The organism is Noviherbaspirillum sp. L7-7A (assembly GCF_019052805.1).
Classification (GTDB): domain Bacteria; phylum Pseudomonadota; class Gammaproteobacteria; order Burkholderiales; family Burkholderiaceae_D; genus Noviherbaspirillum_A.
Genome location: NZ_JAHQRJ010000001.1, coordinates 590,298 through 614,462, shown reverse-complemented (window position 1 = coordinate 614,462; position 24,165 = coordinate 590,298). Strand labels below are relative to the sequence as shown.

Sequence of the window (24,165 nt, the reverse complement as noted above, 5' to 3'; positions counted from 1 at the left end):
CGAGTCGACTAGGCGCCGGCGGCGCCGGCGTCGCGCTGGCTGGCAAGCGCCATGTAGTAATCGAGGCTATCCGGATTGGCCATCGCATCACGGTTGGCCACCTGCTCCACCGGCATGCCCAGGAACAGCTTCTTGACCGGCAGCTCCATCTTCTTGCCGGTCAAGGTGCGCGGCACCTGCTCGACCTGGCAGATGTCGTTGGGCACATGGCGCGCCGACAGCTCGGTGCGGATGCGTTCGCGGATGCGCTGCTGCAGCGCCGCGTCCAGCGTCACGCCTTCACGCAGCACCACGAACAGTGGCATCCAGGATTCGCGGCCCAGATATTCCAGGTCCACCACCAGGCTGTCCAGCACTTCGGGCAGATCCTCCACCACGCGGTAGATCTCGGCCGTGCCCATCCGTATGCCGTGGCGGTTGATGGTGGTGTCGGAGCGGCCGTAGATGATGGCGCCGCCGCGCGGCGTGATGCGCAGCCAGTCGCCATGGCGCCACAGGCCCGGATAGGTGTCGAAGTAGCTTTCCAGGTAGCGCTTGTTGCCGGCATCGTTCCAGAAATAGAGCGGCATCGATGGCATCGGCTCGGTGACCACCAGTTCGCCGACCGCATCCTGCAGCTTGTTGCCCCGCTCATCCAGAGCATAGACGGCGATGCCGAGGCCGCGCGCCTGCATCTCGCCGGCATGCACAGGCAGGATCGGACAGGCGCCGACGAAGGCAGCAGCGATATCGGTGCCGCCGCTGATGGCGGCCAGCAGCAGGTCGTCCTTCACATGGCGGTAGATCCATTCATAGCCTTCGGCCGACAGCGGCGAGCCGGTGACGCCCACCGCGCGCAGCGGCGACAGGTCGGCTATCTGCGCCGGCTCCAGGCCGGCCTTCATGCAATTGGCGAAATAGGCAGCGCCGGCGCCAAAGAAGGTCAGTCTGGCCTCATCGGCAAAGCGCCAGAGCGTGCCCAGGTCCGGATAGCCCGGATTGCCGTCGTAGATGCAGATGGTGGCGCCGACCAGGAGGCCCATGACCTGGGAATTCCACATGATCCAGCCGGTGGTGGAAAACCACAGGAAGCGGTCGCGCTCGCCCAGGTCCAGCTGCAGCGCATGGCCCTTGAGGTTCTCGATCAGCGCGCCGCCATGGCCGTGCACGATGGGCTTGGGCATGCCGGTGGTGCCGGAGGAATACAGGATCCACAGGGGGTGGTCGAACGGCAGTTGCTCGAACCGCATAGGCTGGGACCTGGCCGCCGGATGGTCCAGCAGCGCCTGCCACGGCATGGCGTCTTCCAGCGCGGCGTTCCGGTTCAGGTAAGGCAGCAGCACGGTATGTTCCAGCGTCGGCAGCGCCTCGCGCAGGGTGCGCACCACATCCATGCGATCGAAATCGCGGCCGCCGTAACGGTAGCCATCGACCGCCAGCAGCAGCTTGGGGTCGATCTGGCGGAAACGGTCCAGCACGCTGGCATGGCCCATGTCGGGCGAGCAGCTCGACCAGATGGCGCCGATGCTGGCGCAGGCAAGAAAGGCGATCGCGGTTTCCGGGATGTTGGGCAGGTAGGCCACCACCCGGTCGCCCGGGCCAATGCCGAGCGCACGCAGCGTATTGGCTACTGCCGTGATCCGGCTGCGCAGCTCACGCCAGGACAGTTGCGACAGGCCCCGCAGTTCGGAGCGGGAAATGATGGCTGGCGCATCGGCTGCCGCCTCATCGGTATGGAAGCGGAACACCTGCTCGGCAAAATTGAGCCGGGCGCCATCGAACCATGCTGCGCCAGGCATCTTGTGCTCGTTCAGTACCGCTGTGTAGGGGGCAGAGCTCCTGATGTCAAAGTACTGCCAGATCGATTCCCAGAAATCCTCCAGATGGCTAACCGACCATTCCCAGCAGGCGTCGTAGCTGGAAAAGGAGAGCTTCCTTTCGCGCGCCAGCCACTGCAGGTAATCATTGAGGCGGCTTCCGGCAATGCGCTCCGGTGAGGGCGACCACAGGGGGGTTGGGTGCTCGATGGACATCAGGTGTGCTCCGTATCGTTATTGTGGTGAAAGGTTTGCGAAAGATTAACGCAAAAATGACGGGCAGGCAGTGAGGGTCAGGCATGGGCCCCGCTTTAATTCGGCGCAATGCAAGCCTGCCATCGGGATGATAAAGAGTTAAATGGCCTTGCCATTTCAATAAACGTCGGGATTGTGTTCGGTAGCGAACCGAATCCGCAGGCGTAAATGTTTTATCTTCATTTCAATAAATGGCAAAGCTGTATGCTTCGGCGTGCCGGCAACTCAGCGATTGGCGCGTCGGCCCGCCTTGCCTTATACCCCGGTCCGCATAGCGGATGTTTGATCGTCGAATTTTATAAAGGAAAGCATCATGGTGGATACCAGCAAGAATATGCCAGGCAGCAGCACCGGATCGACCACCGGCTCCACGGGCGGTTCGTCCAATTCCACCACCGCCGGCAGCACGACGCAGAAGCCGTCGAGCACGGGTGGCAGCAGCTTCCCGACATCCGGCGCCAGCACCAGCGGCACGTCCACGCCGGGTTCGGCAGGTACTTCAGGCGCAACTGGCTCCAGCGGTTCGACTGGCTCCGGCGGCTCCAGCGGTGCAACCGGATCCACAGGCTCCACCACCGGAAGCGGCGTTGCCGGCTCGACTACGGCCAAGCCCACTACCGGTTCGACCGGGTCCACTGGTTCCACCGGTTCGACCGGGTCCACTGGTTCCACCGGGTCGACCGGGTCTACTGGTTCCACCGGGTCGACGGGATCTACCGGCTCGACCGGTTCCACGGGCTCATCGACTTCCAGCACGCCCTCCACTGGTGCCGCTTCCAGCACCACGCCGGCACCGGGCTCGATGGGCGGTTCGGCAACCGCAGTGAAGGATCGTGTCGACGAAGTCAAGACCACCGCGCATGACACGATAGACAAGGCCGCAGAAGCCGCCCGTCCGACCGTCGAAAAGCTGTCAAGCACAGCCCATGTCGCCGTTGACAAGATGTCGACCGCTGCGTCGCAGGCGGCCAGCATGATGACGGAAAAGGCAGGCCAGATGAAGGACCTGCAGGACCAGGTCATCGCCGACACCCGTGTAAGGGTGCGTGAAAAGCCAATGACGGCACTGGCGATCGCCGCCGGCGCTGGCTTCATCCTCAGCCGCCTGCTGCGTCGTTAATCCTGCCTGACCAGGGCGGACCCAGCGTCCGCCCTGTTTTCCACGTTCAGAATTTCTCGATAGTTGCATCTTCTGCGCAGTTGATGCGCAGCGCGCCCGCTTGCATGCCACACAGGAGAAACACCAATGACAAAAACGCTTACCCTGACGGCCTGCCTGATCGCGACGGCAATGGTCATCACCGGCTGTAACCGCAACGATGCGCCCAAGCCGACGACCGCTGCCACCGCAGTGAGCCAGCCCGGCGCCGCCACGGTGGAAAGCAAGGGCAGCTCGGTTGCCCTGCCGCCCTCCTCTCTGCCGCAACAGGATGCCGCGATGGCACCGCAGGCGCCTTCGGCAGCAGCTACCGTTCCCGACTCGGCCAGCCCGTCGCAGGCCAATCCGCAAACGCTGAGCAAGCAGCAGGAATCGACTGCAATGCCCATGCCCGGACAGGTCAACAACCATTCCACGCCCGAGTCCATCGACAAGCCCGGCGCGCCGCCGAAATAAGCCGGACGTCGATCAGATGTCCCGGCTGAATAATCTGCCGGGACGCAGCGAAAAGCGGCACAGCGCATCCATCGCCTCGAAATCCAGGCTGGTGGCCCGGCCGCCATACACGTGCGCCTTGAGCCAGGCGATTTCCCCGGCCATTAACTCTCCCGCCAGGGTGCGGTGCCAGCAGCGGCGGTCGCCATCCCAACGATAGGAACGGGCCTTCAGCATATCCTTGCTGTCAAACGGCGCGCGTAGCGCATAGACACGGAAATCGCGTACATGGGCCTGTTCCAGCATGCAGGACAGACCAAGGCGGCCAGACACCGGCAGTGGTTTTTGCAGCAGTTCCAGCAAGGCCAGGCAGTCCGCCTGCGCCCGGTGCGCCTCGAAGAAAAAGCCGAGGCGGTAAGCCAGATATTCCAGCTTGGCCGATGCCATGCTCTCTTCCGCCCATGACACCTGCTGCAGCGAGCAGGCCCAGGGCAGCGTCTCGAAGACCGGCAGGCGCGCTTCCAGGAAGGGACGATCGAAGCGCGCATTGTGCGCAATCACCAGTTCCACACCGTCCAGCATTGCAGCCACCCGCGCATCGTCGATGCGCTTGCCGGCCACCATATCGTCCGTAATGCCATGCACTGAGGTCGATGCCGGCGGTATCGGCCGACCCGGGTCTTCCAGTTCATCAAGAATGTTCAGTATCCGGTAGACCTGGCCGCTTTCCCGGTCGAACTCGAACACCACCATCGCGAATTCGATGATGGCATCCACTTCCAGCGACAATCCGGTGGTTTCCGTGTCCACCACCACGCCACGGGCCAGCGGCCTGCCGTCAGGTTCGGCATAGCAGCGGCGCTCCGCCAGCCGGCGCAAGACCCGGTAATCGGCATGGCTTTCCAGGTGTTGCGCCAGGCGCTCGGCATCGATGGCGGCAAGAAAGTCGGATTCAGACATAAGATTGGGCGGTGACAGCACAGGCGGCGAGTATAAGATGTTTTATCTTCGCTAACGAGGCAGGAAGGCAACACTGCCTGCCATTTCACCGGCTTGACTTCCCGGCTTTTTGGCGGTATCCGGCTAGGTTTCGATAAAGCTGTCATACTCTCGCCTTCCCCCAAATTCCACCTACCCGCATCGCCGCCCGCGGCGCACGCGCTTACCTTCATTGGCCCCATGGAAGCACCGAAAAACATCCGTTCCTACCCGCGTTATCGTCCCGACTATGTCAAGCCGGCGGCTTTCCTGCCCACTACCCGGGCGGAAATGGATGCGCTGGGCTGGGACAGCTGCGACGTGATCCTGGTTACCGGCGACGCCTACATCGACCATCCCAGCTTCGGCATGGCGCTGGTGGGCCGCTTGCTGGAAGCGCAGGGCTTCCGGGTCGGCATCATCACCCAGCCGGACTGGCTGTCGGCGGATGACTTCCGGGCGCTGGGCCGGCCCAATCTGTATTTCGGCATCACCGCCGGCAACATGGATTCGATGATCAACCGCTATACCTCCGACCGGAAGATCCGCTCCGAGGATGCCTACACGCCCAACGGCGAACCGAACAAGCGCCCGGACCGGGCCGTTGTGGTCTACGCCCAGCGGGTGCGCGAAGCCTATCCGGAAGTCGGCGTGGTGATCGGCAGCATCGAGGCCAGCCTGCGCCGGATCGCCCACTACGACTACTGGTCGGACAAGGTCAAGCGCTCGGTGCTGCCGGACTCCAAGGCCGACATCCTGATCTTCGGCAATGCCGAGCGGGCGCTGATCGCGTTGACGCACCGCGTCGCGGCTGGCGAATCCATCAAGTCCATCCGCGACCTGCGCGGCACCGCCTTTATGGTGCCGCATGGCTGGAAGCCGGCGCCGGACTGGAGCGAGGCGAACTCGACCCGCATCGATACGCCGGGCCGGGTCGAGCCGCATCCGGACCCGTATGAAATGAAATCCAAGGAAGACGCGTCCTGCAAGAGCGAGGCGGCGCCGGAAGCGCCCAAGCCGGTGCTGATCCTGTCGCGCGAGGAGCGCATGGCGGCCCTGAAGGAAGTGCGCAGCAAGACCGTGGTGCGCCTGCCCTCCTTCGAGCAGGTCAAGGATGATGCGGTGATGTATGCCCATGCATCGCGGGTGTTTCACCTGGAATCGAATCCCGGCAATGCCCGCGCCCTGGTGCAGCATCATGGCGACCGCGATGTCTGGCTGAATGCGCCGCCGCTGCCGCTGGCCATGGATGAAATGGATTTCGTCTTCGACATGCCGTATGCACGCTCGCCGCATCCGCGCTATGGCAAGGCCCGCATCCCGGCCTGGGAAATGATCCGCTTCTCGGTCAACATCATGCGCGGCTGCTTTGGCGGATGCACTTTCTGCTCGATCACCGAGCATGAGGGTCGCATCATCCAGAGCCGGTCGGAGCCGTCCATCCTGCGCGAGATCGAACTGATCCGCGACAAGACCAAGGGCTTCACCGGCACCATTTCCGACCTTGGCGGCCCCACCGCCAACATGTACCGGCTGGCCTGCAAGGACAAGAAGATCGAGGAATCCTGCCGGCGCCTGTCGTGCGTCTATCCGACCATCTGCTCCAACCTCGGCACCGACCACGGCAAGCTGATCCAGCTGTACCGCAAGGCGCGCGCCATTCCGGGCATCAAGAAGATTCTGGTGAGTTCGGGGCTGCGTTACGACCTGGCGGTACGCTCGCCCGAATATGTGAAGGAACTGGTCACCCACCATGTGGGCGGTCTGCTGAAGATCGCGCCCGAGCATTCGGAAACCGGCCCGCTGTCGAAGATGATGAAGCCCGGCATGGGCGCCTACCATGCGTTCAAGGAAATGTTCGAGCGCTTCTCGAAGGAGGCCGGCAAGGAACAGTACCTGATCCCCTATTTCATCGCCGCCCACCCGGGCACGACGGACGAGGACATGCTGAACCTGGCGCTGTGGCTGAAGAAGAACGACTTCCGCCTGGACCAGGTGCAAACCTTCCTGCCCACGCCGATGGCGCTGGCCACGGCGATGTATCACACCCGCAAGAATCCGCTGCACAAGGTGACGGACGAGTCGGAAATCGTGGAAACGGTGCGGGCCGGCAAGGTCCGCAAGCTGCACAAGGCTTTCCTGCGCTATCACGACCCGGCCAACTGGGACATCCTGCGGGAAGGCCTGCATCGCATGGGCCGTTCCGACCTGATCGGCAACGGCCCCCATCACCTGGTGCCACGCAGCGCCCCGACGCCTGGCCTGCAGGCCATCGAACGCAAGCGCGAGACGCCGGGTCCGGACAAGCTGGCGCGCAAATTCGGCCAGAACCGGCCTCGTCCGGGCGCGGCCGTGCAGCGACAGCCCGTACGTGCCATCGGAACAGCGCCCAAGGCGGCGCGCAAGTCTGGGCGGACGGTGTAGGGAGTATTTTGCGGGGCTTGCCGGCCGTGATCAGTCAATGCCGGCAGCCTTGATAGCCGTTGGACTGCCATTCTGCATGGCCGATGGCAATGTGTCGGCACCGATGTGCGGGCGTGTTCTCCTGCGGCGCGAGGCGGGTTGCCAGTTATCCTCGCCCATGAGTTGAAACGGTTCGGGCCTGACCAGCTTGCCGGTATCAGCCTGATTGGCCCCGGCAAAGTGTGGCGGCGATTGGTCGAAGCGCCGTCAGGACTCGCTGCCGTGCTCTCCATCGAGACGATGTGCTCTCATCTCGCCTGACCCGATCCGGTTGAAAGCGCCTTATCGCTCGTTGACCGCCATCGCATGCGGCAGGCCCACCACCTCGCCGGCCGGCACTGGCCGCCCGAAATAGAAGCCCTGCACCACGTCGCAACCGAGTTCCTGCAGCGCTTCCACCTGCTCGCCCGTTTCCACGCCCTCCGCAATGACCTGCATGCCAAGGTTATGGCCAAGCTGGATGATGGAACGGGCAATGGCCTCGTCTTTCTTGGAAGTCGTCAGATGATCGATGAACTGCTTGTCGATTTTGAGCGCGTCCAGCGAGAACTGCTTCAAATAGGCCAGCGACGAATAACCGGTACCGAAATCGTCCACGGACAGCTTCAGCCCGAGGCGCTTCAATGAGCGCAGCACCTCTCGCGTATGTTCCGTATTGGACATGAGCATGCTTTCGGTAAGCTCGATTTCCAACTGATAGGCAGGCAGCTCGTTGGTTTCCAATACCTGCTGGATCTGCGATACCAGCTTCTTGTCGACGAACTGCCGCGGCGACAGGTTGACCGACAGCACGCACTGCTCCGGCAGCACGCTATCCCAGGCATGCCGCTGGCGGCAGCCGGTGGAAAAGACCCACTGCCCCATCGGTATGATCAACCCGGTTTCTTCCAGCATGGGCACGAAGGTGCTCGGCGCCACGCGCCCGATCTGCTCATGTTGCCAGCGCAGCAGGGCTTCGTATCCCACCACGTTGCCGCTGGCAATATCGACCTGCGGCTGGTAGTGCAGCGAGAATTCGTCATCCTTCACCGCCAGCCGCAGCGCCTGTTCCAGCATCAGGCGCTGGCGCGCCTTGGCATTCATTTCAGGCATGTAGAAGTGGTAGAGATTGCGGCCGTCGCTCTTGGCCTGATACATCGCGACGCCGGCAGCCTGCATCAGCAGGTCCACGTCTTCCGCGCACTCCGGAAACGTGGCGATGCCGATGCTGGCGCTGATGGCCACCTGCATGCCGTCTTCCAGCCGGAATGGCTGGCGCAATGCCGTCAAAATCTTGGATGCGACATGCGCGGCACTGGCGCCATGATCGAGTTCATCCAGCACGACGGAGAACTCATCGCCACCGATGCGAGAGACGATGTCATAGGAACGGACGCATTCGCGCAGACGCTGCGCGGTAGCTGCCAGCAGGTGGTCGCCCGCGCCGTGGCCCAGCGTGTCGTTGATGCGCTTGAAATGATCGAGATCGATGAACATCAGCGCCACGCTCTTTCTGGCGCGACGGGCGCGTTCCAGCGCGGTGCGAAAGGCCGCCTTGAAACCGCTGCGGTTGTGCAGGCCCGTCAGGCTGTCGGTCACGGCCTGACGGCGCAGCTGATCTTCCAGCGCCTTGCGGCCGGTGATGTCCTGAAATACCAGCACCAGGCCATCGGCATGTCCCGACAGGGGCGATATATGCAGGCTGACCCGAAAGCGGCTGCCGTCGCATCGCATGAGGCTGGCCTCATCCAGCGTGCTTTCGACGCCCTGGCGCAGGCTATGGAAAAACGGCGACTCTTCCCAGCAGGCGCTGGAACAAGCGGGCGTGGGGTAAAACGACATGAAGTCGACGCCCACGATCTGGTCGCGCTCGGCGCCCAGCATGGCCCGCGCGGCCGGATTGGCGAACCGGACCCGTCCGGCCCGGTCCATGCCGATGACGCCATCGCCGGCCGCATTGAGCATGGATTCGTAATACGCCTTGGTGCTGTCGATATGCGCGACCGCTTCCTTGAGCTTGCGGCGGTTGCGGTCCAGTTCCAGCAGCACCGCAATCTTGCCTGACAGGACATTGCTGCCCGGCGGCTTGCCAAGGTAATCGATCGCGCCGGCGTCATAAGCGGTTTCAATGGCGGCTTCATCCCATGCGCCGTTGGCGAGCATGATCACCGGAATATGCCGCGTGCGGGAGTTTTCCCGTATCCAGCGGGTAATCTCGAAGCCGTCCATGGCCGGCTGCTCGGTGTCCACCAGCGCCAGCGCCACGTCGTGCATCAGCAGCAGCTCGAGCGCTTCTTCGCCGCTTTCAGCCCGCAGCAGCCGCACCTTCTCCGCCGCCATCAGCGGTGCGAGCAGCGCCTCGGTCTGGGTTTGCCGATCCACCAGCAGTACGATCTGGCTACTGGATGAGTCATTCAATTTGGGAAGTAAGGAATCCATAGCGGCGTGAGTGGCGCATAACGAGTTGCGCGCTGCATCATGCGATGCGGTTTTTATTCATTTTCGAGTGCAGGGTCTGAATCGATCAGTATCAAACTGCAAAGTTCCAGCCTTGGTCGTCGGCAGTTTCGACCGGATCAAGGAATTCGGATTACCATTGCGCCTTTCGGCTTCTTCACTGCTTATGTCATTGCCCAGGATCACCTTTATCGTCGCCATGGACCGCGAGCGCGGCATCGGCATCAACAATCAGCTGCCGTGGCATCTGCCGGAGGATCTGGCGCATTTCAAGCGCACCACGACTGGCCACCCCATCATCATGGGGCGCAAGACTTACGAGTCGATTGGCCGGCCACTGCCAAACCGGCGCAACATCGTGGTGACCCGAAACCCCGGTTGGCAAGCGGCAGGCGTCGAAACCGCCGCCTCACCGCAGGCTGCCTGCAGCCTCGTAGCGGAAGGCGAACAGGCATTTATCATTGGTGGCGCCGAGCTGTTTGTTCAGACGCTGCCCCTGGCTGACTGCCTGATCGTCACCGAAATCGACGGCGAATACCCTTGCGACACTTTTTTTCCAGAGATTAAAAATGACGCCTGGAAAGAGACCGACAGGCGGGAGTATCATTCGGCAGCAAGCGGGCTGGCGTATGCAATCGTCACCTACATCCGCACACAGTAATTTTTTCAGGAGCAGCAATGTCAGGAGGCGGATTTCATGTACACGGGCCGCATGATCATGCGGTCGAACATGCGGCGCATGGCGGCGACAGCTTTTCAAGCAGGATTGCCGTGATGACCGCGGTGCTGGCAACCATAGGCGCCACTTTTGGCTACCTCGGCGGCGCCACCCAGAACGACGCCGCGATGTACAAGAATGATGCGGCAATCAGGAAGACCGCCGCGTCGAACCAGTGGAATTACTACCAGGCCAAATCGAACAAGCAGAATCTGGCGGAACTGGCCATGTCGCTGCCTGGCGTCGACCAGCAGCGGTATAAGGCGGAGGTCGAACGTTACAAGTCGGAGAAGGAAGAGATCAGGCGCGATGCGGAAAAGCTGGAAGCGCAGTCGACCGAATTCGACAAGCGGTCGGCGGAGTCCATGCACCAGCATCACCGCTGGGCGCTGGCCACCACCACCGAGCAGGTGGCAATCTCGCTGGCGGCAATCACGCTGCTCACGCGCAGGCGCTGGCTGGAAATCGCGTCCTATGGGGTGGCAGTGGCAGGCATCGCCGTGGGAGTCATGGCCTGGCTGCACCTGTAGACGTTGCCATTGCCCGTCATGCGTCCCGGCGCAAAGGGCAGCTGGCCTCATCCGGCTTCCTGACGAATCGGCACTGCCCTTACGCCAGATCGCGAAAATCACAAGTCCCCGCGCCGGCATTTACCCCGCATGCCGGCCATATCTGAGAAAATTCGGCTTTCGCATTTTTAGCGCGGCCTTCGCCGGGCGCACACAGCGCCCTGCCCGCCAGGAGATTTCATGAAATTCCGCTTCCCCATCGTCATCATCGACGAAGACTTCCGCTCCGAAAACACCTCCGGCCTGGGCATACGCGCGCTGGCCGACGCAATGGAAAAGGAAGGCATGGAAGTCGTCGGCGTGACCAGCTACGGCGACCTGTCCCAGTTCGCGCAGCAGCAGTCGCGCGCCTCGGCCTTCATTCTTTCCATCGACGACGAGGAATTCGGCGGCGGCTCCACCGAGGAGACTGACACCGCGCTCAAGGCGCTGCGCGCCTTCGTCGAGGAGATCCGCTACAAGAACGCCGATATCCCGATCTACCTGTACGGCGAAACCCGGACCTCGCGCCACATCCCCAACGACATCCTGCGCGAGCTGCACGGCTTCATCCACATGTTCGAGGACACGCCGGAATTCGTCGCGCGCCACATCATCCGCGAAGCCAAGTCCTATCTGGACGGCCTGTCGCCGCCCTTCTTCCGGGCGCTGGTGCATTACGCGCAGGACGGCTCCTATTCCTGGCACTGCCCCGGCCACTCCGGCGGCGTGGCCTTCCTGAAGTCCCCGATCGGCCAGATGTTCCACCAGTTCTTCGGCGAGAACATGCTGCGCGCCGACGTCTGCAACGCCGTCGAGGAACTGGGCCAGCTGCTCGACCACACCGGCCCTGTCGCGGCATCGGAGCGCAATGCGGCGCGCATCTTCAATGCCGACCACTGCTACTTCGTCACCAACGGCACTTCCACCTCCAACAAGATGGTCTGGCACTCTACCGTGGCGCCGGGCGACATCGTGGTGGTGGACCGCAACTGTCACAAGTCCATCCTGCACTCCATCATCATGACCGGCGCGATTCCGGTGTTCCTGATGCCGACCCGCAATCACCTCGGCATCATCGGCCCGATTCCGCTGGAAGAATTCAAGATGGAAAACATCATGAAGAAGGTGGAAGCCAATCCGTTCGCGCGCGAGGCGGTCAACAAGAAGCCGCGCATCCTGACCATCACCCAGTCGACCTATGACGGCGTGCTGTACAACGTCGAAACCCTGAAGAGCATGCTCGACGGCGAGATCGACACCCTGCACTTCGACGAGGCCTGGCTGCCGCATGCGACCTTCCACGACTTCTATCGCAACATGCATGCGATCGGCAAGGACCGGCCGCGCGCCAAGGAATCGATGATCTTCTCGACCCAGTCGACCCACAAGCTGCTGGCCGGCCTGTCGCAGGCGTCGCAGATCCTGGTGCGGGAATCGGAATCGGTGAAGCTGGACCAGGACGCGTTCAACGAGGCCTACCTGATGCATACCTCCACCTCGCCGCAGTACGCCATCATCGCTTCCTGCGACGTCGCCGCGGCCATGATGGAGCCGCCGGGCGGCACCGCGCTGGTCGAGGAAAGCATCCTGGAAGCACTGGACTTCCGCCGCGCGATGCGCAAGATCGACCAGGAATGGGGCCAGGACTGGTGGTTCCAGGTCTGGGGTCCGGACAACTTCGCCGAGGACGGCATCGGCTCGCGGGAAGACTGGATGATCCGCGCCGAGGACGACTGGCACGGCTTCGGCAAGCTCGCGCCCGGCTTCAACATGCTCGATCCGATCAAGGCCACCATCGTCACGCCGGGCCTGTCGCTGGACGGCCAGTTCGGCGAGACCGGCATCCCGGCCTCCATCGTCACCAAGTACCTTGCCGAGCACGGCGTAATTGTGGAGAAGGCAGGCCTGTATTCCTTCTTCATCATGTTCACCATTGGCATCACCAAGGGCCGCTGGAACACGCTGCTGACCGCGCTGCAGCAGTTCAAGGACGACTACGACAAGAACCAGCCGATGTGGCGCATCCTGCCCGAGTTCGCGGCCGCCAACATGCGTTACGAGCGGGTTGGCCTGCGCGACCTGTGCCAGCAGATCCATGGCTTCTACAAGCTGTATGACGTAGCGCGCCTGACCACCGAGATGTACCTGTCGGACATGCAGCCGGCAATGAAGCCGTCGGACGCGTTCTCGCGCATGGCCCACCGCGAGATCGACCGGGTGCCCATCGATGAACTGGAAGGCCGTGTAACGTCGATCCTTCTCACGCCCTACCCGCCCGGCATTCCGCTGCTGATTCCCGGCGAGCGCTTCAACAAGACCATCGTCGACTACCTGAAATTCGCGCGCGACTTCAACGAGCGCTTCCCGGGTTTCGAGACCGATGTGCATGGCCTGGTGACGCGTGAGGTGGATGGCAAGCGCGGCTACTTCGTCGACTGCGTGCGGCAGGACTAAGTACTGATAGCACCTGCATGGGGGCCTAGTCTGCGAAAGTGGACCAGGCCTTTTTTCATGCACCTTGCATGGATTCGGATGCGCTTTGCAGCTGCTTGTATGCGGGTGCGGTGACTTAGGCGATGCGGAGGGTTGCCGTTGCTTTTGAAGTTGCCGTTGCCGTTAAGTCCCGTTGAGCGCGCCGTGTCAGCGGTACCCGGAGCGGATAAGGTGCGGCGTCTGTTTGAGCGCAGCGTAGCGGAGCGAGTTTAGCCGCGCCCCGCTCCGGGTACCGCTGACACGGGAACCCCGCGCAGCGGGGCGCGAACACCGGGTCGCCTTTTTTTGGTTACTTTTTTTGGCGAAGCAAAAAAAGTAACCCGGCCGCCGGGACGGACTCCCGGCTTGTCTCCACGGTAGTGCAGCCGCCTTGCGTCACCCGGCAAGGCACGGGCAGCACTGTCGTCGTTGTCTTTGACGTTCGTCGTTACGATGCGAACTGCGACCGTCAAAAGCAACTGCTGCTTCGCAGTGACGCCTTTACGCCGGGTGAAACAAGCCCACTGCACTGTCGTCATGACCAGGCCGGGTGTTCGCCCCGGCAGGCGACCTACTTCTTTTGCTTCGCCGTAACTATTCAGCATTCATAGAACGCAAGACGTATGCAGCCTTAACCTGTCGAAGGCATGCGACCGCTAAATAGCATGGTCAATGCCTGTATCAGATCCTTCGATTGCTTCTGCAATGTCCCTATGTAGGAACGAATGCTGCAATACGCCTGCGCGCCCGCAAAGCTGCGGTAGCATCCGCATACCTTCTGCTTGAGCTTGGGCATGCGAAGGTCGCGCTCGGCAAGGTTGTTCGTGAACGGCACCCGTGCATCATGCATGAAACGCAGCACATCATCAGCGTGTTGCTCCAGCCGCTTGATCAGGTTGTATGTGGTGCTTTGCTTGATGCCGCCTCGCTTGTCCTTGCGGGTCAGGTCAGTCAGCCTTTGCGGATTATGCTGGCGACCCTGCTCAAGGAGCTCACGGTATCGGCGACGGTAGCTTGCAGCAACATGCTGGCTCAACACCCCATCCTCGCTGGCATCCACAGCATGATTCATCTTCACAAGCAAGCTCATCATGTCTTGCGCTCATTGCTGCCCGGTCGAGTCGATTACGAACTCCAGCTCACGCAAATGATGCGCGTTGCATAACGCATGTTGTACGTTGAAACGGTAGTAGGAAGGCCAGCCGTCATGCACGGCCACACCCTTGAAGCGCGGCAGCAGGTTCAACGCCTCCAGCGCCTGGTAGCCGCGGCGGCATGCACCTGATAGACCACTGCGTCCTCGGTCGATGCACTGTGCATCCAGTACAGCTTGGTGCCCACGCGCATGCCCGTTTCATCGAAGTGCACTACTGGCGCCTGCAGCAGTGACTCGCCCAGCGCCTGCACCACCGGTGCCACAGCGGCGTGCGCCTGCGCAATGGCGGCATGCACGCTGGCCGGGGACATCGTCACGCCAAACAAGTCCTGCATCAGGCGCGTGCATCGCTTCATCGGCACATGCTGATACTGCGTCAGATAAACCACCGCAGCCTTGATGGTCGCACCGTACTGTGCCGCCTGCGTCACCCCCTCGGGATAGCATCCGGTATGCGCCTGGCCGCAACGGCAGCGCACACGCTGCAGGCGATGCTCGATCACCGTCATGCGAATGGCAGGCAAGTCAATGACCTGACGCCCTTGCACATCGATCGTGGCGGTGCGCAGGTCGAGTTTGCTGCCACATGCCGTGCAGCGTTGCGGTGGCTGATGCACTTGCACTTGGTCAGCCACGTCGACTCGTTTCAATGTCGATCCGGGATGTCCCTTCTGCCCGCCCGCACTGGCCTTGCCAGCCACGCGGCGTGATTTAGGCTTGCGTTTGAAGCCGTCTGACGAAGGCGGCTTGCTGGAGTTACTGCTGTTTTTAAGCAGCATCGCTTCGAGCTTGTCGAGGCGATCCCAGAGTTGCAGGATCAGCTCGTCCTTTTGCTCGAAGCTCAGAGTGGAGAGATCGGGACGTGATTTCATGACATCGCACTATGCGCCTGAATGAAGGAATTTAACAGTCTGATGCTGAATAGTTACGGCGAAGCAAAAGAAGTAGGCAAGAAAAGGCGACCCGGTGATCGCGCCCCCGCTGCGCGGGGGTTCCCGTGCCGTCGACGCCTGAAGCGGGGCGCGGCTAAACTCGCTACGCTGCGCTTCGCTCAGACAGACGCCGCACCTTATCCGCTTCAGGCATCGCCGTCACGGCGCGCTCAACGGGACTTGAACCGCAACGGCAACGGCAGAAGCAACTGCAACGGCAACGGCAACGGCAACGGCAACGGCAACGGCAACGGCAACGGCAACGGCAACGGCAACGGCATGCTGGCTTCCGCACCTGGACCAGACAAGGCCCTCCCCGCTAGCGCCTACCGGCTGGCCCCAATCAGCAAATAACCCCTGGTCCAGCTCGGCGACTGACCATTGATCTGCCCCACCGCATGAATGCGCTCGCCGGACAGTCCCAGCCCATAGCGTGGATCAAACAGCAGGGTGTTGATGAAGGTGCCATTGGCACAGGCAGTTTGAGCAAAGCCAGATGTGCCGCCCTGGGCCGGCACGACCTTCAGGCTCCAGGCATCGGTGCCGCCGCACTGGCGCTCCAGCATCTGCGACAACATGGACGGACGGTCCAGCACATGCCAGTTGTTCAACGCATGATAGACGGACGCGATGCCAATAAAGTCGCCACCAAAGCCGGCGGCGATCACCTTGTCCCGCACCTGGAATGCCGACACCACGGTCTGGTAAAGATCCTCGCAGCGACCATACCGGTAATTGCCGGAAAGGATGGCGCCTGCATCCAAGCCGCCGGGCGGACTGCCCCTGTCGTTGTTGGGATAGCATGGGTTGTCCTTCGGGCCGGAGGCCAGAATCATCGCCTTGCGCGCCTCGTTCTGACCCAGCCCCAGGAAGCTCACGCTCAGCACCGTGTAGGAGGTACCTGCAATGGTAACCGCACGGGCATGCGGATGGTCGCGCTGGCTGGTCTCATACGCCACCTGCGCCGATGCGCCGCCGACTTCCACCAGGCCGGCAGTCCTGTGTCCGGGCTGGAAATTCCCATGCAGGTAGTTCACGTCCGCCCATGCGTACAAACCTTCCTCGTCGCCGGAAATGGTGCGCAGCTCGCCGGCCCGGTAACCGTTGCCCAGGATGGCGCGGCGCACGCTGCGGTAGATGGCCTGGGCCGCCGGCGCATCGTTCTGTTCGAGCAGTCGCATGCCGGCCGTCGCAAGCACATCGACCGGCACCGTATCGCGCCCAATCCGCCGCGCCAGCAGCCAGTCGTTCAGGGCCTGCAACAAGGGCTGCATGGCTTGCGGCCCCGCCTGCTCCGATTGCGCCTGATAGCTCGACAGCCCGTCCCCGCCAGCTGATTCCAGCTGCGCGACGTCGGTAATGACCATGCCTTCGCTGTTGCGGCTGGCCTGATAGAGGTGAATGCGCGAGCCGCTGCTGCCGGCATCCACCACCGCACGGTAGGACAAGGTCGGCGACGGGTCGGCGCAGGCCGTCAGGAACAGCAGCGAGGCGATGACGATGAGGTGGTTGCGTAGTCTAATCAACTGGATGTCCTTCCCGGATTGCCGCGCCGGCTGGGCCGCGGCCGCGCAATGGCGGCCACTTTTAGCAGAGCCGCCCTCGCCTGTCCAGCGGCGGCCATCCCAGGCAGGGTATCCGCCGCCGGCCTGCATTCAAAACCCCGCGCGCTGCTGGTATGATGCTGCCCCATGATCGATCCCGTAGACGACCTCACCCGCCCGCTGCCAGTGGCCACCGCCTGCCCGATCCGCATGCAATTCGCCGAGCCTGACCGGCTTCATACCGTGGTGCTGATGCAGGACCTGTTCGAGCAATGGGTCATCATCCAGGGCTGGGCTGGCCGGGCCGGCAGACGCGGCCGCTGCGGCGGCAAGAGCCTGCCGATTGGCAGCCTCGAAGCCGGCATCGCGGCGTTGAAGGATATCGCGCAACGCCATCGGAAACAGGGCCGCACGCTGGTTTCCTGAAACCGGCGGCCATTCTTCTTTAAAGGACTTCGGCAGTGCAATTCAAGGAACAGGGCGGCAAGGTGCAGGTGCTGCTGTACACCGGTTTCGACGAGGCCAGGAACGCGCCCATCGTGCGCATCGTCGGATCCTTCGACAAGTACACCTACAAGCCCTCGCCCGGCCTTCTGGACAAACTCTCCCTGGAACAGCGCGACGAGCTCGACGCCGAATGCAATCGGCGCCGGCAAGCCGCGCTGGCGTTGAACCGCCAGCATTACATCAATTCCCTGGCCGCCAATATCCGCGGCGCCTGCGACAGCCTGGACAACAATGCCGCGCTGACCGCGCAGCAAAGCGACGAGATCTGGGACGCCATGGCGGACCTGGTGCGCGCGATGCGGGAAGCCGGCTATCCGCGCCCTAGCCGGGACAGGAAGCCGGGCGCGGAAGCGGGCCAGGGCAGCCTGTTCGACTGAACGACGGCTGCTGCTCCGATGGCCGCTGCCTGCGGCCATCGGAGCGCTTGACGTTCAGGTTTGTTTGGCGGCACCTTGCAGCCGTTGGAGCAGCGCCTGCAAGGTCGCCGTTGTCAGTGCCCTGGCCGGATCGCTCTGCCCTTCCTGCTTGCCCGCTTCGTTCAACTTCACGATCTCGTTGGGCGCCAGGGCAGGCCTTTGGGCCTGGATGAAATGCTTGATCAGCGTATCCTCGTAATAGCCGCGGATAATCTGTTCCGGGCCCATTCCCATTGCCCCGCTATCGAGCCACAGCTGGGCCTTGTTCAGAAATGCATTTTTCAGGGTGTCGTCGGCGAGTTCCTGGCCGGCGGCCGCATCGCTCAGCAATGCGTCAATCGTGGCTTCGGCCATCCGCACATTGATGCTGGAGTTGTAGGCCGGCGCCGGCTTCGCGCAAACCTTGGTCCGCCAGATGAAGGACATTTCTTCCGGCCTGGGCTTTTCCCAGCCGTTCGTCTTTCTGGGCCATTCCTCGCAGGCCTGCTTCAGCTTGTCGAAGTCGGCATCGCTCACTTTTTGCCTTAGCCGCATCGCGTTGAAGAAATGCCGCAACACCAGATCCTCGAATATTTTCTGCAAGGCGAGCGCCGGGCTTCCGCCTGTTCCTTCATTGCACCAGGCAAGGAAGTCCTGCTTCAGCGACGCCTCCAGCGAAGGAAATCGCTCAAGGTATGCGCGACGCCGCTTGTCCGTCAGGAGCTTGTTGAGCAGACCGGATTGCATGTCGTTTAGCGCGGTCAGGCCCTTCGATGTCTTGGCAACTTTCTTTTCCCTTTTAGGACTTGTGTCAGTGGCATCCGCTTCCCGGGCCCGGCTTGCGCGCGGTGATGAAACTGCCTGTTCGGCTTTGCCTGCGACAACAACGACCGGCTGGGCATTCGTCGCTAAGGTGGTCGCGCTCGGCTCTACCTCCTTCCTGGCTCGCTTGTAGATTTCCGCCAGCTTTTCCTTGAATGCGGTTTCACCAAGCTGCTCTTCCTTCTTGCGCCATTTGCGCAGACGCTTCGAAAACTCCAGGTCAAGAGCCGGCCTTGCTTTGAACGCGTCTTCATGGTGCTTTCTGAAGTCATCAATCCAACGCCTCTGGGCGGCCCTGCCGTTGGCGCCTGCAGCGGATGTGTCGTCCGGCTTGCCCTGTTCAACCAGACTGCCTTCCTTCTTCATGGCCTCAAGGAAATCCTTTCCCTGCAGGAGAGTGGGAGCGCTTGCATGCCCCTTTCTTGGCAGGAGCTTCCTGTCGCTCGTGCCGTCGGTCTTTTTTTTCCTGTTGACCTTTTCGAGCCGCTGTTCCTTGACTTCAAGCGCACGCAGCTCGGTGGCCTCGTGGTCGGGCAGAAACTGGTCCGCGTAGGCGATGAAGTTTTCGCGAAACGGCTTGTAACGCTGCGCGAATAGCTTGTTGGCGGCGGCGCTTGCCTTGGTCAGGGCGTTATAGGCATCGCCGCCAGCCGGCGTCTGCTCCAGGTCGCTCGGCGCCAGGAAAGGACTGATGCAACGCGTGAAGATAATGCCCTTGAAAAAATTGAGGCGGCACTCCTTGATGTATTTTGCGGTGATGGCCTTGCTCACCAACAGCGGCGAATAGAAATCGACCACCCATCCATATTGCTTGCGAAGGTCATTGATCTTCTGGGGAAGGAGATCGCCCTTGTCGTTACAGTTCCTTTTGTCAGCCTTCAGTGTTTCAACTTCCTGCTTCATCGAATCGCGCGCCAGTTTCTGGCCGTCGCGCCAGTGAATCATCGCCTTGACCAGATTCCGGTCCAGGGCAAGGAACAGCGACTTGATGGAGCCTGGCAGGCCGCAATCCTCATAGTCCTGCCTGTCGCCACAGATCAGGCTGAATAGGGGCTGCAAAAGCTTCATCCCATAATCGCAATCGATCGAACTGGATTGCCCGATGGCTTCATCGACTGCACCGGTCGTTTTCGTTAATTTTCTGAGGTGCCTGCCAGGGTCGGCCAGGATCCTCCTGCGCACCTCGTCGACTACCTCCGAGAATTGATGCGGCTTTATCTGCTCCAGAAAATAATCGGCCAGCTTGTAATACACTTTTTCCCCGCCGTAGGCAGGATTCGAGCGCCCTATTGTGTCGGCATTGAAGCCCTGTACCGCCTCCGCCAACACGCAACGGCGCGCGGTCTCCTCTATCCCGCCCTTCTGTACCTCAAGCGGCAGCAAGACCGCTGGCGGAACGTAGACAGGCGCTGTAGCCCGTGGTGATGCAGGCCTTCGGGTCGGCGAGACTTGCGTCTGACGCGGTGACACCGGTGGCGCATCCGCTGGCGGCGGGGGTGCCGGTTGAAGGGATAACGGCGCAGTTGGCGCCGGAAACGCTGGGGGGCGCGACGGCAAAGGCGGTAAAACCCGGTTCAGCCCCATGCCGGCGATCCCTGCGCCAGACGCCTGGCCTGACGATCCCCCTGGCGATGCAAGCATGCTGGACACCCTTCTTGTTTTCCTTTCCATACTTGCTGAATTGTCATTCGCGCTTGCGCCGGCCTCCGGCGTCTGCAACGCCACTTTGGAAAGAGACGTTGAACTACTCACGTTGGACGAAGGCTTACCCGAGGCGTGCAGCGCTGAAGTGCTGCCAAGGGAGGGGGTCAATGGTCCAAGTGAAGTCAACGAAGGATAGTTTGCTGGACTGGCGCCAGGCGAAGACGCCGGCGATGCGGGCAACGTCAACGGAAGCAGTGAAGTCAGCGAAGCCGTGGCGGAACGCGGCGCGGCGGTGATGCCGGACGTATCGCGACCGCCGGGGGATGGCATCTTGCGCGATGGCCAGGCGGGTAAGGGCGGCGGCGATCCGGTCGGCTGGATATTTGCGCCGGCATTGACGCTTGCCGACGGATTTTGCAGGGATGCATCCGGAGGCTTGCCGGAAAATGCAGGGTTTGGCCAGAACGGCGGCGGCGTCGAAGGTGGCGGCGGACGGTAGCTTACCGATGGCATGGCGAGCTACCGGGCCTGCTGGGATTGGGGCAGATCGCTGCGCGCATCCTGCACGATGGCCGTGTTGCCGGTCCGAACCGCTTCGCCCTGCCGATTCACATTGTTCAAGGTCATGTCGACCTGATGGTTGTTGCCGCCCGATACACCTGTCGAACTTGTCTGCTGAGCCATGAATTTTCCGCCGTATCAAAGAAATAGCGGCCTACGCTTGCGCGTAAGCCACCGGATCGTCAAATGTGATGCGGGGTTCTGGGTAACATTAACAGTTCAGCTGTTCACGGTGTCGGCACCGCTACAAGCGGGGCCGACAGCCTGCATAACGTGATCATTCGTCAGGGCTTGCACGCACGAGCGAGACGTGGGCATCTCAGCGCCTGCCTTCCTCAAGTCATCAGGCTCACATGCGCGGCAACGACCTTCCATCCATCGGCGAAGCGTACCCAGGTCTGCGACTGCCGCCCGATGCGGTCGCTGCCGGGACGGCTGAACTCGATATTGGCCACGCCGTGGTCCGTCCCGAAGGTGGTGATGGCGGTGCGCAGCACGGTGCGATCGAGGTTCTTCGCCGGCCGGCTGTTGCGAAATGCCTGTATCTCGTCAAAGCCATACAGATTTTCGCCGGCGCCGTAGCGCAGCGTATGCGGCGAGTTCCAGAACAGCCGGTCCAGCGTCGGCACGTCGTTGCTCACCAAGGCCTGTTCATACTCGGCAAAGGCCTTCTGCAACTGCGCCATGGTTTCCGGATCATTGATCAGCATGCGGCGCGCTCCTCTTCGTTAGTTGGTCGATGCATCATTTTCCGCCCCAGTGCACGAAGCGCCGCTCCGCCACGATGAACAGCAGGTTGAGCAGATAGCCCAGCGCACCGGCGGCGAAGATGGAGGCGTACATGTCGGGCATGTCGAACACCATCTGCGACTTCAGGATGCGCTGGCCGAGGCCGTCGGTGGAGCCGATGAACATCTCGGCGACGATCACGATCACCAGCGCCAGCGACACCCCCGAGCGCATGCCGACGAAGGTCTGCGGCAGGCTTTCCCAGATCGTCACGTCCGACAGCACCTGCAGCCTTGACGCCCCCATCACCCGCGCCGCCAGCTGTCGCTGCTTGCGCGCATTCATCACGCCGTAGGCGGTGGCGAACAGGATGGCCAGCGCCGCGCCGAATGCAGCGACCGCGATCTTGGTGCTCTCGCCGCTGCCGAACAGGATCAGGAACAGCGGGAACATGGCCGAGGCCGGCGTCGAGCGGAAGAAGTCGATCGGGAATTCCAGTGCGCGGTAGACCTTGTCGGACGAGCCCAGCAGGATGCCCAGGGGCACTGCGATCACCAGCGCGATGGCAAAGGAGATGCCGGTGCGCGCCACCGTGCGCCGCAGGTCGGCCCACAGCGAGCCTTCCTCCAGGCCTTGCCAGAACGCCCTGAACGACTGCGCCGGCGATGGCAGCAGCACCGGGTCGACCAGGCGCATCTCGAAGGCCAGTTCCCAGAACACCACCAGCAGAAACAGGCCCAGCACCGGCTGCAGCCGGCTCATCAGTTCCTCGCTGCTCTTCATTTCCTCACCTCGCGTTGAAAGATTTCCAGGCTATGGCCCTTGACCCGCAGGAAGTCGGGCGTGAGCGTGGTTTCGGCGCTGCGCGGACGCGGCGCGTCGAAGGGCACGAAGTCGGCGATGCGGGTCGGATTGCGCGACAGCAGCAGCACGTAGTCGGCCAGGTAGACCGCCTCGTCGAGGTCGTGCGACACCAGCAGCGTGGTGACCGGGCGCTCGATGAAGACCTTCTGCAGCCGGTCGCGCAGGAACTGGGTCATTTCATAGTCCAGGGCCGAGAACGGCTCGTCCAGGAACAGCACTTCCGGGTCCACCACCAGGGCGCGCATGATCGACACCATCTGCTGCTGGCCGCCGGACATCTGGTACGGATACTTGTTGAGGTCGATCTTCACGTCGAAGCTTTCCACCAGCCGGTCGATGCGGGCTTCCTTCTCGCCTTTCGACAGGCCCAGGTATTTCATCGGATAGCGGATGTTGTCGATGGCGCGCATCCATGGGAACACCGCTTCGCGGTAGTTCTGGAACACATAGCCGATGCGGGTGTCATGCACGTCCTTGCCGTCGAACAGGATCTGGCCCCTGTCATACGGCAGGATGCCGGCGATCATGTTGATCAGCGTGCTCTTGCCGCAGCCGTTGGGGCCGAAGATGGAGATGATCTTGCCCTTCGGGATGTCGAGGTCGAAGCCGTCATACAGCGTATGGGCGCCGAAGGTCTTGTGCAGGCCGCGTATCGTGATATGGGTGCCCGGCGCATACCAGCGATGGCCGAGGTCCATGCCGGCGATCTCGCCGGCGCCGGGCGGGCGCGCCGCCTGCGGCGCTTCCATGTGTTTCAAGGCCTGCATCACATCCCCCTGATCATTGCGGCGGCGTCGACCGCGCCCTTGACCACGCCGAGACCAACGCCGATGTCGACGAACTTCTGGAAGTCCGTCTTCTGCGCCGCCGTCATGTCCTTGACCATCACGAAGTTCGCCAGCGGCACCGTGGCGGCAAGCGCGGCCGGCACGCTCATGTCCTTGGCCAGCAGCTCGCGCGCGCTGGCGTCGCTGTTGGCGGCGGCAACCGACTTGGCCCAGGCCCTGGCGAAACGGGCGGCGACATCGGGCCGCTCGGCGATGAGCTTGTTGGACAGCGCGCCGCCGGCGGCGAATGCCTGCGAGGACGGATTGCCCAGCAGGTGGGTGGAGATCACGCCGGCTTCAAGCCGGCGCGCCACGCCCTGCTTGATCATGGTGGAAGCCACCGGCTCAAGGGTGTAGCCGGCGTCGAAGGTGCCGGCCTGCAGCGCACCCATATGCACCGACAGCTGCTGCTCCTGCATCGTGTAATCCTTGTTCTCTTCCAGGCCGATGGCCTTGAGCACGGCCTTGGCGGTGCCGACGTTGGCCGGGCCGGGCGCGGAGAACAGTTTGGCTCCCTTCAGGTCCTTCAGCGTTTTGGCTTGCGAGCCGGCCCTGACCACGAACTGCTCGGTGATGTACTGCGCATTCTGGCCGTTGAGCGAGATGTAGGTCAGCGTGTTGGGGCGGCGCTGGCTGATGTTGGCGCCTTCCAGCGTGACCAGGTTGGAGGCGGCGTCGATGTCGCCGCTGACCATGGACTGCACGATCAGCGGGGCCGATGCCAGCGTGACGGTCTCGACCGCGATGCCGGCTTCCTTGAAATAGCCGCGCTCGACGCCGACGAAGTACGGCAGCGCGGAACTGGAAGCGAATACGCCGACGCGCACCTTGTCCTCGGCATGGGCAATGGAAACGGTGGCAAGGCCGGCGGCAACGGTGAAGGCGATCCTGCAGAGTTTGATGATTTTCATAACGGTCCTT

At 62.3% G+C, this 24,165-nt stretch carries 23 protein-coding genes and 1 pseudogene; 11 read left to right on the top strand and 13 right to left on the bottom strand.

All coding sequences use genetic code 11. From position 1 onward, the window contains the following. Positions 1–8: 8 nt before the first annotated feature. Together KTQ42_RS02765 and KTQ42_RS24200 are read right to left on the bottom strand one after the other, a co-directional pair. Entirely contained in the window at positions 9–2,012 is a 2,004-nt protein-coding gene (locus KTQ42_RS02765; RefSeq protein WP_217344115.1) for an acetoacetate--CoA ligase, read from the bottom strand. Between the two features lie 294 nt (positions 2,013–2,306). Continuing rightward, on the bottom strand, positions 2,307–2,900 hold the full coding sequence (locus KTQ42_RS24200; protein WP_217344114.1) for a hypothetical protein: 594 nt from the start codon (positions 2,898–2,900) through the stop codon (positions 2,307–2,309). On the opposite strand from KTQ42_RS24200, the gene KTQ42_RS02755 reads away from it, so the two are divergent. Then, positions 2,875–3,171, top strand: a complete 297-nt coding sequence (locus tag KTQ42_RS02755; protein ID WP_217344113.1) for a hypothetical protein — start codon at positions 2,875–2,877, stop codon at positions 3,169–3,171. The genes KTQ42_RS24200 and KTQ42_RS02755 overlap by 26 nt on opposite strands. A 126-nt stretch (positions 3,172–3,297) precedes the next feature. Continuing rightward, positions 3,298–3,666, top strand: coding sequence for a hypothetical protein (locus KTQ42_RS02750; RefSeq protein ID WP_217344112.1), 369 nt, complete (start codon positions 3,298–3,300; stop codon positions 3,664–3,666). A 12-nt stretch (positions 3,667–3,678) separates the two neighbouring features. On the opposite strand, the gene KTQ42_RS02745 is transcribed toward KTQ42_RS02750, so the two are convergent. Further along, complete coding sequence (locus tag KTQ42_RS02745; protein ID WP_217344111.1) at positions 3,679–4,605, bottom strand: 3'-5' exonuclease; 927 nt, start codon at positions 4,603–4,605, stop codon at positions 3,679–3,681. A 219-nt stretch (positions 4,606–4,824) separates the two neighbouring features. Between KTQ42_RS02745 and KTQ42_RS02740 the strand changes: the two genes are divergently transcribed. Then, positions 4,825–7,047 (top strand): YgiQ family radical SAM protein, encoded by a 2,223-nt coding sequence (locus KTQ42_RS02740; RefSeq protein WP_217344110.1) that lies wholly within the window; start codon positions 4,825–4,827, stop codon positions 7,045–7,047. A 321-nt stretch (positions 7,048–7,368) separates the two neighbouring features. Here KTQ42_RS02740 and KTQ42_RS02735 read toward each other — a convergent pair whose 3' ends face one another. Further along, positions 7,369–9,483, bottom strand: a complete 2,115-nt coding sequence (locus KTQ42_RS02735) for an EAL domain-containing protein (RefSeq protein WP_217344109.1) — start codon at positions 9,481–9,483, stop codon at positions 7,369–7,371. A 205-nt stretch (positions 9,484–9,688) separates the two neighbouring features. Between KTQ42_RS02735 and KTQ42_RS02730 the strand changes: the two genes are divergently transcribed. The 3 genes from KTQ42_RS02730 to KTQ42_RS02720 all read left to right on the top strand — a co-directional run bounded on the left by KTQ42_RS02730 (position 9,689) and on the right by KTQ42_RS02720 (position 13,245). Further along, positions 9,689–10,183 carry a dihydrofolate reductase gene (locus KTQ42_RS02730; protein WP_217346789.1) on the top strand — a complete coding sequence of 165 codons (495 nt, stop codon included), beginning with the start codon at positions 9,689–9,691 and terminating at the stop codon, positions 10,181–10,183. Between the two features lie 17 nt (positions 10,184–10,200). Further along, entirely contained in the window at positions 10,201–10,770 is a 570-nt protein-coding gene (locus tag KTQ42_RS02725; RefSeq protein ID WP_217344108.1) for a DUF4337 domain-containing protein, read from the top strand. A 219-nt stretch (positions 10,771–10,989) separates the two neighbouring features. Then, complete coding sequence (locus KTQ42_RS02720) at positions 10,990–13,245, top strand: arginine/lysine/ornithine decarboxylase (protein WP_217344107.1); 2,256 nt, start codon at positions 10,990–10,992, stop codon at positions 13,243–13,245. 649 nt (positions 13,246–13,894) lie between these two features. Here the strand turns inward: KTQ42_RS02720 and KTQ42_RS02715 are convergent. Together KTQ42_RS02715 and KTQ42_RS02705 are read right to left on the bottom strand one after the other, a co-directional pair. Next, positions 13,895–14,476: pseudogene (locus KTQ42_RS02715) on the bottom strand (transposase). Between the two features lie 29 nt (positions 14,477–14,505). Beyond that, complete coding sequence (locus KTQ42_RS02705) at positions 14,506–15,291, bottom strand: transposase (protein WP_217344104.1); 786 nt, start codon at positions 15,289–15,291, stop codon at positions 14,506–14,508. Positions 15,292–15,312: 21 nt separating this feature from the next. Here KTQ42_RS02705 and KTQ42_RS02700 point away from each other — a divergent pair, with 21 nt between their 5' ends. After that, on the top strand, positions 15,313–15,705 hold the full coding sequence (locus KTQ42_RS02700; RefSeq protein ID WP_217344103.1) for a hypothetical protein: 393 nt from the start codon (positions 15,313–15,315) through the stop codon (positions 15,703–15,705). On the opposite strand, the gene KTQ42_RS02695 is transcribed toward KTQ42_RS02700, so the two are convergent. Continuing rightward, the gene (locus KTQ42_RS02695) at positions 15,678–16,877 is read right to left on the bottom strand and encodes a hypothetical protein (RefSeq protein ID WP_217344102.1); all 1,200 of its coding nucleotides are present in this window, start codon (positions 16,875–16,877) and stop codon (positions 15,678–15,680) included. The two genes, KTQ42_RS02700 and KTQ42_RS02695, sit on opposite strands and share 28 nt — an antisense overlap. A gap of 165 nt (positions 16,878–17,042) precedes the next feature. Here KTQ42_RS02695 and KTQ42_RS02690 point away from each other — a divergent pair, with 165 nt between their 5' ends. Together KTQ42_RS02690 and KTQ42_RS02685 are read left to right on the top strand one after the other, a co-directional pair. Further along, positions 17,043–17,321, top strand: coding sequence for a hypothetical protein (locus tag KTQ42_RS02690; protein WP_217344101.1), 279 nt, complete (start codon positions 17,043–17,045; stop codon positions 17,319–17,321). Between the two features lie 35 nt (positions 17,322–17,356). Next, a complete protein-coding gene (locus KTQ42_RS02685) occupies positions 17,357–17,779 on the top strand; it encodes a hypothetical protein (RefSeq protein ID WP_217344100.1) in 423 nt (140 codons plus the stop codon). A gap of 54 nt (positions 17,780–17,833) precedes the next feature. On the opposite strand, the gene KTQ42_RS02680 is transcribed toward KTQ42_RS02685, so the two are convergent. After that, a complete protein-coding gene (locus tag KTQ42_RS02680; RefSeq protein WP_217344099.1) occupies positions 17,834–20,002 on the bottom strand; it encodes a hypothetical protein in 2,169 nt (722 codons plus the stop codon). Positions 20,003–20,258: 256 nt separating this feature from the next. On the opposite strand from KTQ42_RS02680, the gene KTQ42_RS02675 reads away from it, so the two are divergent. Next, the gene (locus tag KTQ42_RS02675; protein ID WP_217344098.1) at positions 20,259–20,459 is read left to right on the top strand and encodes a hypothetical protein; all 201 of its coding nucleotides are present in this window, start codon (positions 20,259–20,261) and stop codon (positions 20,457–20,459) included. A 75-nt stretch (positions 20,460–20,534) separates the two neighbouring features. Next, positions 20,535–20,762 (top strand): hypothetical protein, encoded by a 228-nt coding sequence (locus tag KTQ42_RS02670; RefSeq protein ID WP_217344097.1) that lies wholly within the window; start codon positions 20,535–20,537, stop codon positions 20,760–20,762. A 20-nt stretch (positions 20,763–20,782) separates the two neighbouring features. Here the strand turns inward: KTQ42_RS02670 and KTQ42_RS02665 are convergent, their stop codons facing one another. The 5 genes from KTQ42_RS02665 to KTQ42_RS02645 form a co-directional block, all read right to left on the bottom strand. Beyond that, on the bottom strand, positions 20,783–20,947 hold the full coding sequence (locus KTQ42_RS02665) for a hypothetical protein (protein ID WP_217344096.1): 165 nt from the start codon (positions 20,945–20,947) through the stop codon (positions 20,783–20,785). A 212-nt stretch (positions 20,948–21,159) separates the two neighbouring features. After that, on the bottom strand, positions 21,160–21,534 hold the full coding sequence (gene hpxZ, locus KTQ42_RS02660; protein ID WP_217344095.1) for an oxalurate catabolism protein HpxZ: 375 nt from the start codon (positions 21,532–21,534) through the stop codon (positions 21,160–21,162). A gap of 34 nt (positions 21,535–21,568) precedes the next feature. Next, complete coding sequence (locus KTQ42_RS02655; protein WP_249222620.1) at positions 21,569–22,336, bottom strand: ABC transporter permease; 768 nt, start codon at positions 22,334–22,336, stop codon at positions 21,569–21,571. Beyond that, entirely contained in the window at positions 22,333–23,115 is a 783-nt protein-coding gene (locus KTQ42_RS02650; protein WP_249222835.1) for an ABC transporter ATP-binding protein, read from the bottom strand. Before KTQ42_RS02650 ends, KTQ42_RS02655 begins: the two co-directional genes overlap by 4 nt. Positions 23,116–23,183: 68 nt before the next feature. Further along, complete coding sequence (locus tag KTQ42_RS02645; protein ID WP_217344093.1) at positions 23,184–24,155, bottom strand: ABC transporter substrate-binding protein; 972 nt, start codon at positions 24,153–24,155, stop codon at positions 23,184–23,186. Between the last annotated feature and the right edge of the window lie 10 nt (positions 24,156–24,165).